The organism is Streptomyces sp. NPDC092952 (genome assembly GCF_044754785.1).
GTDB lineage: Bacteria > Actinomycetota > Actinomycetes > Streptomycetales > Streptomycetaceae > Streptomyces.
This window is the reverse complement of sequence record NZ_JBIVPT010000011.1, coordinates 20,680-33,522: the sequence shown is the minus strand read 5'-3', so window position 1 is coordinate 33,522 and position 12,843 is coordinate 20,680. Positions and strand designations below refer to the sequence as shown.

11 protein-coding genes are annotated in these 12,843 nt (G+C 73.0%); 7 read left to right on the top strand and 4 right to left on the bottom strand.

Translation table 11 applies throughout. The features are described from left to right. The 4 genes from ACIQGQ_RS24480 to ACIQGQ_RS24465 are packed head-to-tail and all read right to left on the bottom strand — an operon-like array spanning window position 1 to window position 4,168. Window positions 1-570 carry a GTP-binding protein gene (locus tag ACIQGQ_RS24480; protein ID WP_402398860.1) on the bottom strand — a complete coding sequence of 190 codons (570 nt, stop codon included), beginning with the start codon at window positions 568-570 and terminating at the stop codon, window positions 1-3. Window positions 571-576: 6 nt separating this feature from the next. After that, entirely contained in the window at window positions 577-981 is a 405-nt protein-coding gene (locus tag ACIQGQ_RS24475; RefSeq protein ID WP_385205781.1) for a DUF742 domain-containing protein, read from the bottom strand. Further along, a complete protein-coding gene (locus ACIQGQ_RS24470) occupies window positions 978-1,415 on the bottom strand; it encodes a roadblock/LC7 domain-containing protein (protein WP_352273120.1) in 438 nt (145 codons plus the stop codon). Before ACIQGQ_RS24470 ends, ACIQGQ_RS24475 begins: the two co-directional genes overlap by 4 nt. Beyond that, complete coding sequence (locus tag ACIQGQ_RS24465) at window positions 1,412-4,168, bottom strand: nitrate- and nitrite sensing domain-containing protein (RefSeq protein ID WP_402398858.1); 2,757 nt, start codon at window positions 4,166-4,168, stop codon at window positions 1,412-1,414. Before ACIQGQ_RS24465 ends, ACIQGQ_RS24470 begins: the two co-directional genes overlap by 4 nt. A gap of 411 nt (window positions 4,169-4,579) precedes the next feature. Here ACIQGQ_RS24465 and ACIQGQ_RS24460 point away from each other — a divergent pair, with 411 nt between their 5' ends. From ACIQGQ_RS24460 to ACIQGQ_RS24430, 7 genes are all read left to right on the top strand, one after another. Then, on the top strand, window positions 4,580-7,507 hold the full coding sequence (locus ACIQGQ_RS24460) for a Na+/H+ antiporter subunit A (RefSeq protein WP_402398856.1): 2,928 nt from the start codon (window positions 4,580-4,582) through the stop codon (window positions 7,505-7,507). Beyond that, complete coding sequence (locus ACIQGQ_RS24455; RefSeq protein WP_402398854.1) at window positions 7,504-8,109, top strand: Na(+)/H(+) antiporter subunit C; 606 nt, start codon at window positions 7,504-7,506, stop codon at window positions 8,107-8,109. The genes ACIQGQ_RS24460 and ACIQGQ_RS24455 overlap by 4 nt, the downstream gene beginning before the upstream one ends. Then, entirely contained in the window at window positions 8,106-9,764 is a 1,659-nt protein-coding gene (locus ACIQGQ_RS24450; RefSeq protein WP_402398852.1) for a Na+/H+ antiporter subunit D, read from the top strand. The genes ACIQGQ_RS24455 and ACIQGQ_RS24450 overlap by 4 nt, the downstream gene beginning before the upstream one ends. Further along, window positions 9,761-10,384 (top strand): Na+/H+ antiporter subunit E, encoded by a 624-nt coding sequence (locus ACIQGQ_RS24445; RefSeq protein ID WP_402398850.1) that lies wholly within the window; start codon window positions 9,761-9,763, stop codon window positions 10,382-10,384. Before ACIQGQ_RS24450 ends, ACIQGQ_RS24445 begins: the two co-directional genes overlap by 4 nt. Continuing rightward, window positions 10,381-10,707, top strand: coding sequence for a monovalent cation/H+ antiporter complex subunit F (locus tag ACIQGQ_RS24440; protein ID WP_402398848.1), 327 nt, complete (start codon window positions 10,381-10,383; stop codon window positions 10,705-10,707). The genes ACIQGQ_RS24445 and ACIQGQ_RS24440 overlap by 4 nt, the downstream gene beginning before the upstream one ends. After that, complete coding sequence (gene mnhG, locus ACIQGQ_RS24435) at window positions 10,704-11,057, top strand: monovalent cation/H(+) antiporter subunit G (protein WP_402398846.1); 354 nt, start codon at window positions 10,704-10,706, stop codon at window positions 11,055-11,057. The genes ACIQGQ_RS24440 and mnhG overlap by 4 nt, the downstream gene beginning before the upstream one ends. Window positions 11,058-11,241: 184 nt before the next feature. Continuing rightward, window positions 11,242-12,765, top strand: a complete 1,524-nt coding sequence (locus tag ACIQGQ_RS24430; protein ID WP_402398845.1) for a hypothetical protein — start codon at window positions 11,242-11,244, stop codon at window positions 12,763-12,765. The last annotated feature ends 78 nt before the right edge of the window (window positions 12,766-12,843 follow it).

The window sequence follows — 12,843 nt, the reverse complement described above, 5'->3', positions numbered from 1 at the left end:
TCAGCCGGCCGCCGCGGGCAGGCTCATCAGGTGGTCCACCAGGGCCAGCAGGACGTCCCGGCCGAAGGGCCGCTCGCGGACGTCGCCGACGAGCAGCGGTACGTGCGGGTCGAGGTCGAGGGCGGCCCTGATCTCGTCCGGGGTACGGGTGTTGTGGCCGTGGAAGCAGTTGATCGCCACGACGAAGGGGATGTTGCGGCTCTCGTAGAAGTCGATCGAGGCGAAGCTCGTCTCCAGCCTGCGGGTGTCGGCGATCACCACACCGCCGAGCGCCCCGTTGACCAGGTCGTTCCACATGAACCAGAAACGTTCCTGCCCCGGGGTGCCGAACAGGTAGACCACCAGCTCGGGGCTGACCGTGATGCGGCCGAAGTCCAGCGCCACGGTGGTGGTGTCCTTCTGGCCGACCCCGGCCAGGTCGTCGACACCGACACTGGCCTTGGTCAGGTACTCCTCGGTGCGCAGCGGAGCGACCTCGCTGACCGCGCCCACCATGGTGGTCTTGCCGACGCCGAAGCCGCCGGCGATGAGGATCTTTACGGCGGCGGGTGCCGCCTGACTGCTTGTCATGTTGGTTCAGAGTCTCCGGAGTCCGTCACGAACGGCGGCGAGCATGCCCATGTTGGCCCCGCCCGCCACCCGCGCCACCGAGAGCGGGGCGCGGGCCAGCAGCAGGCCCTGGGCGACGAGGTCGGCCAGCAGGATCTTGGTCACCGACACCGGGAGGCCGAGGTCGGAGGCGACCTCGGCGACCGCCGCCGAGGCGCGGCAGCGCTCCAGGATCATCCGGTGCTCCGGCTGGAGCCGTCCGGGCCGGACCGGCGCGCCGTGCTCGTCGCGGGGGTCCTGCGCGGTCGTCACCACCGTGATCAGGCTGAAGTCGTCCCGCTCGGGAGCGGTCCGGCCCCGGGTGATGGTGTACGGACGCACCATCGTGCCCGCCGCGTCCTCCTCGGGCTCGTCCTCCCAGTGCGGGGTCACGCGCGCTGCCCGTCCCCGGTGCCGAAGGCGTCGAACTCGCCGCGGACCGGCGTGGTCAGCTTCTGGCCGACCTGCTGGACGAGGTTGTGCATGGCGAGCGACATGATCTCGGCGTCCACCTCCTGCGAGGCGATCACGGCGAGGTGGGTGCCCTGGGCGGCCGCGATGATGAAGAGCCAGAGCTCGTTCAGCTCGACGATCACCTGGTGCACGCCGCCGCCGTCGAAGAGCTGGCCGACCCCTCGGGCCAGGCTCTGCTGGCCGGTGCAGATGGCGGCCAGCCGCTCCGCGTCGGGGCGGCTGATGGTCCGCGAATGGCTCACCACGAGCCCGTCGTCGGACAGCAGGACGGCGTTCCGGGTCTCGGCCACCGAGTCCACCAGGCCGTCGAGCAGCCAGTCGAGGTCCTGGTGGGTGGCGGTAGTGCGTGTCATGGCCGTTCTTCTCTCGTGGGCAGGGGGATGGAGGGCGGTGCGGGCCGTGCCGGTGCTTCGTCGCTCGCGCGTGCGGCCCGGGACCGGCGCTGGAACGCCCCGATCGCGGCACCGGCCCGGCGGGGCTCCGTGCGGGGGGTCGGGTGCTCCGGACGGCTCGGCGGCTGCGGGGCTGCGGGCCGGGCGGCCAGCGGGTCGAGCCGCAGTTCGTCGGCCAGGCTGGCCTGCCGGACCCGGCGCGGCAGCGGGGGCTCCGAGCCGGGGGCGGTGGGCTGCCCGGCACCGTGGCCGGAGTCGTGGGCGAGGACCGCGCCCGGGTCCGGGGGCGCGGGATGGTCGGGCTCGGACACCGGCAGCGGGGCGGGGACCGGCTGGGACACCGGGTCCGCGTACGCGGCCGGGGGCTGCCCGTACGCCTCCTGGCCCGGGTACGCCTCCTGGCCGGGGTACGGCGGACCGCCCACGGGGTACTGCCCGGCGGCCGTCATGTACGGCTGCTCGCCGGTCCCGTACGGGGTCTCGCCGGTCCCGTACGGGGTCTCGGGCGCGCCGAACGTTCCGTCGGGCTGTTGCCCGGGCGCCGGGTACGGCTGCTCCTGGGCCGGGTACGGCTCGGCGGGGGCCTGGTAGGGCAGGGGGTCCTGCTCCGGTGCCGGGTGGGGGAGTCCACCGGTGGCGTACGGGGCACCGGCCGCGTTCAGCGCGGTGACCCCGGCGAGGGCCCGGCCCTGTACGCGGGTGGGCAGCGCCTCCCCGGGGCCGGTGGCGGCGGGGACGGGCGGGGCCTGCTGCGCGGCGGGCGCGGCCGGGGCGGGCGCCGGGTCCGGGACGCCGACCGGGCCGGTCCGCGGCTCGGGCACGGTCAGCTCGTCCGGGACGAGCAGCACCACGCGGGTACCGCCGTACGCCGAGGAGCGGAACTCCACCCGCAGACCGTGCTGGTCCGCGAGGCGCGCGATCACGTACAGGCCGAGACGGATGTCGTCGGAGTGGGCGAGCACGTCCATCCGCGGCGGGCTGGTCATCAGCTCGTTGGCCGCGGCCAGCTGCGCCTCGTCCATCCCCAGGCCCCGGTCCTCGACCTCGATGGCCAGGCCGCGGCTCACCTTGGCGGCCCGGACCTCCACCGGGGCGGGCGGCCGGGAGAAGCTGAGCGCGTTCTCGATCAGCTCGGCGAGCACGTGGGAGACGGGGCCGACGGCCCGCTCGGACAGCCAGGGGCTGCCGTCCAGGTCCAGCACCACCCGCCGGTAGTCCTGCACCTCGCCCTGGGCGGACCGCATCACGTCCAGCAGCGGGACCGGCTTGCGCCAGCGCCGGTGCGGGGAGCCGCCGGCGAGGATCACCAGGTTCTCCTCGTACCGCCGCAGGCGGGCGGTGAGGTGGTCGAGGTCGAAGAGTCCGTCGAGCAGCTCGGGGTCCTCGTGCCTGCGCTCCAGCTCGTCCAGCTTCTTCAGCTGCTGGCCGATCAACTGCTGGGTGCGGCGGGCGATCCGCTGGAGCAGCCGCTCGAAGCCGCGGTGCTGGTCGGCCTGTTTGACGGCGGCCGCCAGGGCGCTGGTGCGTGCCAGGTTGAGCGCGTCGCCGAGCCGGGTCAGCTCGTCGCCGCCGCCCTCGGCGTCGTTCTCGATGGCGCCGGCCTCGGCCTCGACGTCGATCCGCTCGCCCTGGGCGAGCCGTTCGACGACGTCCGGCAGGGACTTCTCCAGGGCCTCGGCGCGTTCCTGGAGACCGCTGATCCGGCGACGGAGGTTACGGGTGAGACGCCAGGTGGTCCAGATGACCGCGATGACCGCGATCAGGCCGACGACCGTGGTCAGCACCATCCTGAACAGCAGCGACATCGTGCTGCCCAGACCCTCGTCGACCACGGAGGCGGTGCGCTTCTCCAGCAGCTTCTCGATCTGCGGGTCGAGATCGTCCATCGCCGTGCGCCAGGTCTTCTCCTTGGCGCCGAGCGTGACGAACCCGTCCGAGTCGGCCTCGGCCGGACGCAGGATCTGGTCCTCCAGCCGGGTCTTGGTCTTCCACGCCTCGCCGCGGACGATCGTCTGCCACATGGCCCGCTCGTCCTCGGACAGCAGTGGAACGACCCTGGTGGAGTACCGCAGTTCCTGGCCGGAGACCGCCTCGCGGACCTGCTTCAGGTCCGAGGTGCTCAGCTTCCCCGCGGGCCAGCCGCGCGCCAGCAGGGCGTCCGAACGGGAGATCATCTCCTTGGTCCAGAACAGGTCGACCAGCGGCTGCGAGATGGTGGTGATCCGGCCGTTGTCGACGTGGCTGAGTGCCGCGAAGAGTTCGAGGTCCACCGAGATCAGGTCCGTGTAGTAGCGGTACACGGCCTTCTGCTGCTCGCTGCCGCCGTCGTCGACGAGGGCGCGCTGGGCGGGCAGCTGGTTGATGGCCTCCCGGGCCTTGGTGACCGCGTCGCGGACCTCGCCGGGCGCGTCGTCGGTGGCCACGTCGGAGAGCGACTGGAAGCTCTTGACGGCCTCGTCGGTCTTGGTGCGCTGTTGGCGCAGTTCCTCGGTGACGCCCTTGTGCCGGGCGAGCGCCTCGGCGCTGAGCCGGCGCTCCTGCTGGAGGTTGTAGTACACGATGTTGGACGGCTGGCCGGCCTTCTGCGCCAACTGTCCCTGGGCCGCCATGCGTTGGAAGTCCAGCAGGGTCTGGCCACTGGTCACGGCCCAGAGGGCGGCCAGGGCGACACCGGGAACGATGGCCAGAACGAGCAGGGCTGTCCGCAGCGACATGGGAGTCGACTCGGTCCGCCGTGAGGCGCGCGTGCGCAGGGCGTGCTCCTTGATGATGCCAGCCTCAGGACTGGTCAAATCCGTTGAGAACTTCGACAGATAGATTTTAGTCACAGTGAAAAAATGAAAAGAATCCGGGCTCACCAGTGCATCACCGGTCATGTACGTCCTCGTCACATCCTGGGCGTACAGACCGCGGAGCCGGTGCCGGACCCGTACGGAACGGGCGGGGGCCGGACGCGGGCCAGGTTCCGGCTGTGACCGAATCCAGTAGGTCCCGGCGGACGCGGCGTGCCGTACGGATGGAGCACGGCGAGGGATATATCTCTATTCGGTGCTCTTCGTCCGCTCTGTATCACTCCGGCTCAGGTCCTGCGCCCCGGACCGGCGCGGAACGCCCTTCGGGGCCGTATGACCGCGCTCATCGTCTGCCACTTCGTCCTGGCCGGCTTCGCGCACCCGCTGGTACGGGCGCTGGGCAGACGCGCCTTCGTCGTCCTCGCGCTGCCGCCCGCCGCGACCACCGTGTGGGCGGCCACCCAGTGGGACACCGCGGTCTCCGGCTCCTCGGTCACCTGGTCCTGGCCCTGGATGCCCGCGTACGACGTCACCGTCGTGCTGCGGCTCGACGCCCTCGGCGAGCTGATGGTGCTCCTCGCGGCCGGAGTCGGCACGCTCGTCCTGCTCTACTGCGCCTCCTACTTCACCGACACCACCCCGCGACTGGCCGGATTCGCCGGAAACCTGCTGGCGTTCGCGGGCGCCATGCTCGCGCTGGTCCTCGCCGACGACCTGATCTCGCTCTATGTGTTCTGGGAGCTGACCACGGTCTTCTCCTACCTGCTGATCGGCTACGACAGCGAGCGCAAGCACAGCCGCCGCTCCGCGCTCCAGGCCCTCACCGTCACCACCCTCGGCGGCCTCGCGATGCTCGTCGGCTTCCTGATGATCGGTCGGGCGACGGGCACGTACCGCATCTCCGCGATCCTCGCCCACCCGCCCGCGGCGACCTGGACCGTCTCCGTCGCGTTGGTGCTGATCCTGTGCGGGGCCCTGTCGAAGTCGGCGATCTGGCCGTTCAGCCTCTGGCTGCCCAACGCGATGGCCGCGCCCACCCCCGTCAGCGCCTATCTGCACGCCGCCGCGATGGTGAAGGCCGGGGTCTACCTGGTCGCCCGGCTCGCCCCCGGCTTCGCGGACGTGCCCGTCTGGCGGCCCGTCGTGCTCGTACTCGGCGCCGCGACCATGCTGCTCGGCGGCTGGCGGGCACTGCGCCTGCACGACCTCAAGCTCGTCCTCGCCTACGGCACCGTCAGCCAGCTCGGCTTCCTCACCCTGCTCGCCGGAGCCGGCGACCGCGACACCGCGCTGGCCGCCGCCGCCATGATCCTGGGTCACGCGCTGTTCAAGGCCCCGCTCTTCCTCGTCACCGGCATCGTCGACCACGCGGCGGGCACCCGCGACCTGCGCCGGCTCTCCGGCGTCGGCCGGTCCCTGCCGCACGTCTGCGTGGTCGCGGTGCTCGCCGCCGCCTCCATGGCCGCACTGCCCCCGCTGCTCGGCTTCGCGGCCAAGGAGGCCGCCTTCACCGCCCTGCTGGAGGGCACGACCGCGGACCGGTGGGCGCTCGGCTTCACCGTCGCGGGCTCGGCGCTGACCGTCGCGTACACCATCCGGTTCGTCTGGGGCGCCTTCGCCCGCAAGCCCGGGGTCGACGACACCCCGGTCCACCGGGTCGGCCCGGCCTTCCTCGCACCGCCCGCCCTGCTCGCCCTCTGCGGGCTGGTGTTCGGGCCGGGCGTCGGATGGCTCGACCCGCTGTTCGCCGCCTACGCAGCCGCCTTCGGGCCGGTGGCCCACCCGTACCACCTCGCGCTCTGGCACGGATTCGAGACCGCGCTGCTGCTCTCCGCCGTCGCCCTCGCGGCCGGTGTGCTGCTCTTCCTGGGCCGCACCACCGTCACCCGGCTCTCCCGGCGCATCGCCTGGCCGACCGCAGACAACGTCTTCGGCCACCTCCTGCTCGGGCTGGAACGGTTCTCCCTCCAGCTCACCGGGTTCGTCCAGCGCGGCTCGCTCTCCGTCTACCTCGCCACCACCCTGCTGGTGATGCTGGCCGGCCAGCTCACCGTCCTCGGCGTGGACCAGCCCTGGCGACAGGCCCTCGCCCCCCGGCTCTGGGACGTCCCGCTCCAGGGCGCCGTCGCCGTACTGACCTGCGCCGCCGCCCTGATGTGCCTCACCGTGCACCGCCGGATGAAGGCCGTGGTCCTGGCCGGGCTGACCGGCTACGGAGCGGCGCTGCTCTTCGTCGTCCAGGGCGGCCCGGACCTGGCGCTCACCCAGTTCTGCATGGAGACCGTGTCGATGATCGTGTTCGTGCTGGTGCTGCGGCGGATGCCGGTGCACTTCCAGGAGACGGTCAGCCCCTGGCGGCGGGCCGCGCGCATCCCGGTGGCCCTGGCCGCCGCGGCGACGCTCGGCGTGGTGGTGTGGGTCGCGGCGGCCGCCCGTACGGCGTCCCCGGCGGGCGCGGCCATGGTGGAGGAGGTCGCCCACCACGGACTGAAGGACGTCGTCGCCACCATCCTCGTCGACCTGCGCTCCTGGGACACCATGGGCGAGTCCGCCGTCCTCGCCGCCGCCGCCATCGGCGTCACCAGCCTCCTCTACCTGCACCGCCGCACCGAACCCGCCCCGCTGCCCGAGAGGCCCGGGGGCCGCACCGCCTGGTCGCTGGCGACCCCCGGGATGACCGGACTCCCGCACGGCGACGAAGGGGCCCCGGAACGCGACTGGCTCGCCGCCGGATCCACCCTGGCGCCCGAACACCGCTCCGTCGTCTTCGAGGTGGTGGCCCGGCTGATCTTCCACCCGGTCCTGGTGCTCTCGCTCTACCTGCTGTTCTGCGCCGAGAACATGCCGGGCGGCGGCTTCGTCGCCGGACTCGTCGCCGGACTCGCCCTGATCACCCGCTACCTGGCCGGCGGACGCTTCGAACTGGCCCGGGCCGCACCGCTCCAGCCCGGACTCTTCACCGGCCTCGGGCTCTTCGTCTCCACCGGCGTCGCCCTGCTCGGCCTCGCCGACGGAACGGTCCTGCACGCCTGGACCCACCACGGCCGGCTGCCCCTGATCGGCGCGTACCACATCGGCACCCCCATCCTCTTCGACTTCGGGGTCTACCTCCTGGTCCTGGGCGTGGTGCTGGACATCGTCCGCGCGCTCGGCGCCAAGATCGACCGCCAGATCGAACGCGCGGCGGCCGAGCAGGCGGCCGCCGCGGGCAACGCCCCGCCGCCACCCGGCGGACCCGGCACGGAAGGGGCCCCCGGATGACCACCAGCGCCAGCCTCCTGGCCACCGCCTCGGTACTCTGCGCGGTCGGCGGCATCCTCATGCTCACCCGGCCCCTCACCCGCATCCTGCTCGGCGCGGTGATCGCGGGCAACGGCATCAACCTCTTCGTCATCGCCGCCGGCGGCCGGGCCGGGGCCGAACCCCTCCTCTACGGAGTCCCGCTCGGCCGGGTCACCGACCCGCTCCCGCAGGCGATCGCCCTCACCGCCATCGTCATCACCCTCGCCACCACCGCCTTCCTGCTCGCCATGGCCTACCGGGGCAGCCAGCTGACCGGCACCGACGAGGTCCACGACGACCAGGAGGACCGCCGCATCATCCTGCGCGCCGAAGTACTGGGCGAACGCGCCGAACTCCGCGAGCGCTACCGCGCCACCCCCGGCGCCACCCCCGAGGAACGCGCCCGCTACCGCGCCGAACGCCAACGCCTGCGCGCCCGCCTGCGCGCCGACCGCGCCCTCCAGGCCCGCGGCCGCTACGCCACCGGCGACCTCTGGCACGACGTCCTGGGCGCCGACCCCGAGGACTACGCACCACCGTCCGCACCCGCGGAAGACACCGACCCGGGAGCCACCGGATGAACGCGCTCGTCCCCCTGCCGGTGCTGCTGCCGCTCTGCGCCACCGGCCTCAGCCTCGCCTTCGGCACCCGGCTCAAAGCGGTCCAGCGCCTGGTCAGCGTCGCCGTGCTCACCGCCGTACTCGGACTCTCCGTCACCCTGATGATCGCCGCCGACAGCCACGGCCCGCTCACCGTCCACCTCGGCGACTTCGCCCCGCCGCTCGGCATCACCCTGGTCGCCGACCGGCTCTCCGGGCTGATGCTCACCGTCTCCTCGGCCGTCACCCTCTGCGTACTGGTCTACTCCCTCGGCCAGGGCATGGCCGACCGGGAGGAGGAGACCCCCGTCGCGGTCTTCCACCCCGCCTACCTGATCCTGGTCGCCGGAGTCTCCTGCACCTTCCTCGCCGGAGACCTGGTCAACCTGTACGTCGGCTTCGAGATCATGCTGGTCGCCAGCTTCGTCCTGCTCACCCTCGGCGGCACCGGCCCCCGCATCCGCGCCGGCTCCACCTACGTGATCATCTCGCTGTTCTCGTCGATGCTCTTCCTCACCGCCATCGCCATGACGTACGCGGCGACCGGCACCGCCAACTTCGCCCAGCTAGCGGTCCGCCTGGCCGCCCTCCCGCTCGGCGTCCAGACCCTGATCCAGGCGATGCTGCTCACCGTCTTCGCCGTCAAGGCCGCGGTCTTCCCGCTCGCCGCCTGGCTCCCCGACTCCTACCCGACCGCCCCCGCCCCGGTCACCGCCGTCTTCGCCGGACTCCTCACCAAGGTCGGCGTCTACTGCATGCTGCGCACCGAGACCCTGCTCTTCCCCGGCAACCGCCTCGGCGACCTGCTGATGGCCGCCGCCCTCGCCTCGATGGTCATCGGCATCCTCGGCGCCGTCGCCCAGACCGACCTGAAGCGGCTGCTCTCCTTCACCCTCATCAGCCACATCGGCTACATGGTCTTCGGGATCGGCCTCGCCACCCGGGACGCCTACGGCGGCGCGATCGTCTACGTCGCCCACCACATCACCGTCCAGACCACGCTCTTCCTGGTGACCGGGATGATCGAACGCCGCTCCGGCACCACCGAACTCACCCGCATCGGCGGCCTCGCCCGCGCCGCCCCGCTGCTCGCCGTCCTCTTCTTCGTCCCCGCCATGAACCTGGCCGGCATCCCGCCGCTCTCCGGCTTCATCGGCAAACTCGCCCTGATGCGCGCCGGGGTCGCCGACGGCGGCGCCTGGGCCTGGACCCTGGTCGCCGGCTCGGCCGTCACCAGCCTGCTCACCCTGTACGTCACCGCCAAGGTCTGGAACCTGGCCTTCTGGCGGACCGCCCCGCCCGGACAGGCCGCCGACGGCACCCTCCTGGAGGCCGACTCCGACGAGGACGACGCCGACACCGACGAACCGGGCCCCGACCGCATCCCCGGCACCGGCGACGAACCCGTACGCCCGCGCCACCAGCCCGCCGGACGCGCGGTCGCCGCCACCCTGCACGGGCACGCCGTCACCACCACGACCCGGCTGCCCAGACCGATGACCTGGGCCACCGCCGCGACCGTCGCGCTCGGCCTCGCCTTCACCGTCTTCGCCGGACCCCTGACCTCGTACACCGACCGCGCAGCCGCCGAACTCCTCGCCCGCGCCCCCTACGTCGAGGCGGTGCTCGGCCGATGAGACGCCGGTTCACGTTCTCCTTCACCGACAAGGAACTCCCGCCCTTCGCCTGCGAGTTCGGCAAGCACGGCCGGGTCCTCGACCTCCCCCTGATCGCCTGGCTCACCTTCATCTGGGTGCTCCTGTGGTCCAGCATGAACTGGGCCAACATCCTCACCGGCGCGGTCGTCGCCGTGGCCGTCTGCCTGGCCTTCCCACTGCCCCGCGTCGACCTCGGCCTCCGCCTGCACCCCTGGGGCATCCTGCTGCTCGCCGGATACCTGCTCTACGACATGTACACCTCCGGCGTACGCGTCACCCGGCAGATCTTCGTCGACCACCCGCACCGGGCCGCCGTCATCGCCGTACCCCTGCGCTGCCGCTCCGACCTGATGCTCACGGCCACCGCCGTCGCCGTGTCCAACGTCCCCGGCGGATCGGTCGTCGAGGTGCGCCGCGCCACGGCCACCCTCTTCCTGCACGTCCTGGACGCGGACCGGCCCGCCGTCCTGGACGCCGCCCGCCGCTCCGTCTGGCGCCTGGAACGGCTGACCGTACGCGCCTTCGGCACCGCCGACGAGATCGACCGCGTCGCCGGGCCGTTCCCACTGGTCCCACCCGACAAGGAGAGCCGGTCATGAGCACACCGGAAACCATCGACCGGGCCCTGCTCACCGCGGCCGTCGTCCTGATCCTCATCGCCGGGGCGGCGCTCCTCGCCCGCATCGGACGGGGCCCCTCCATGCTGGACCGGGCCCTCGCACTGGACGTCTGCGCCGCCCTGATCATCGCCGGCCTCGGCGCCAAGTCCGCGTTCGCCCGGGACTCGTTCTACTTCCCGATCATGCTGGTGCTGGCCTTCCTCGGCTTCACCGGCTCGGTCGGCATCGCCCGCTTCATCGCCGTACGCGACCGCCCCCCGCGCCGCACCCCGGCGGACGGCACCGAGGGGGAGCCGCGATGAACCCCTGGCACCAGGCCGCCGACATGGCGGGCGCGGTCCTGGTCCTCATCGGCGCGGCGATCTGCCTGCTCGGCGTGGTCGGCATGCTCCGCCTCCCCGACGTCCTCTCCCGCAGCCACGCCGCCACCAAGCCCCAGACCCTCGGCATGCTCCTGGTCCTCGCCGGGGTCGCCCTGCGGCTGCGCAGCGGCATGGACCTCGCCACCCTCGGCCTGATCGGCTTCTTCCAGCTGATGACCAGCCCGGTCGCCGCCCACCTGGTCGCCCGCTCCGCCTACCGCACCGGCCAGATCGACCACGGCGAACTCCTCTTCGACGACCTGGACGCACAGCTGACGGAGGAGGAGTGAGCGGACCCCGAGCGGCCCCGGCCCACCGCTACTTACCCAAGAGCCGTCCCGTAGCCCGAACGGGTTAATCCCGCCGGGATTCACTCCGGTGCCACATACGGTGGGATCGCTGCGCGTAACCCGCCCGACACGGTGGGAAACCGTGGCGGGCATCGGGCGGTTCGGGACGTGAAGGAAGATCGGGATGACGCAGGCCGTGGTGAGTGAGCTGGACGAACGGGTGCCGGGGCGCCGGTGGACGGTGCGTCTGGACGCCGCCGACCGGGGCGGTGCGGCGGTGCGTGTCTCGTGCAGCCGCCCCGCCTGCGCCGAACAGCGGCTGCCGACGGCGGCGGCCGGACGAGCGGCAGCGGTCGCCCACCTCAAGGCCCATCTGCGCGCCGCCCCCGCCCCCCGCGCCGAGGCCTACTGCGCCTGCCGGACCGACGGGTGCCGGGCGCACCTCCCCGACACCGGCCGGCCGGTGCGCACCGAACCCTGGCGATGCGGCGGGCCGATCGTCCTGGCCGTCCTCACCGACCGGGAGGGGCGCTGGTGGCAGGCGCTGGAGTGCTGCTCACGGTGTGCGGCGGCCACCCCCGGGGCCAGGACCGTGGGCCAGGCGCCCGCGCCCCGGACCGGCGGCCGGCCGGTGCCCGCGGCCACCGGAGCCCCGCACTTCTCCGACCAGCAGACCGCCGCCGCGGGCCCGGTCCCGGCCCCCCGCCCCAAGCGGCCGCGCCGACGGCGCCCCCTGCCTAAGATCGCCCAGCGGATCATCCCGTACGACCTGCGCCCCCTCACCCTGCGGGACGAACTCATCGAGCTGGGCGACCTCTTCCGTTCCTACCAGGAGCGCGACGAGCCCGATCTGGCGCTCCTGGCCGAGCTGCACAGCCGTAAGGCGAAGGCCTTCGTGGCCTGGGCCGACGCCACCGGCGACATCCGCCTGCGGCTGGAGGCGGAGCGGGCCGAGCAGGCTGCCGCGGCCGCCGGCCTCCAGCACCAGCACCGCACCGGAGGCGCCCCGGGCGGCGGGCCCGCGGTGGACCGGCTGCTGCCCGTACCGGCGCAGTGGGAGAACGCGCGCTCCGTCCTCGCCCATGTGGCCGGTCACGCCCCGCTGCCCGGACCGGAAGCGCGCCTGCTGGTCCTGATGCTGACCCTGCGCGCCGCGCACACCGGCACCGGCAACCTCGTCGGCCAGGACCTCACCGGGCTGGGCCTGGCCGACCCGGGGGAGCTGGTCGAGCAACTGACGGGCTGCGGTTGGCTGGAGCTCCCCGGCACGGTCGCCGACCTCCTCGCCTCCCGGCCGGAGAACGCCACTCCCATCACCGTCCCCTCGCTGGTCCCCGAGGAGGACGGGACGCAGCCGTTCGGATTCGGCAGGAAGATGCGGCCCAAGCTCTCCGGCTGGGCCCAGCGGGTCATTTCGGAGAAGAAGCTCCGCAAGTCCAAGCCGCCCGCCGAGGCCCGGCTGTTCGCCCTGACCCTGGCCAGCCGGACCGACGGGTCGGGCCGCCTCGGCCGGGACGGCCAAGGCATCGGCCTCGACGTGCTGACCGCCCAGGTCCCGGTGGATCCCGGCGAGTTCCGGCCCCTGGTCGACCGGCTGACCACCGTCGACTGGCTCACCGACGCGGCCCTCACCGACACCGGCCTCACCGGGCAGCTCTCCGAGCGGATCCTCCCTCTCACCTGCCCCTTCCGGCCGGGTGGCCCGTGACGGCCGCACGGCCACGGGGAAGGGCCCGCCCCCGGACACCGCGCGTGGTGTCCGGGGGCGGGCCCTCGATGCTCCGCG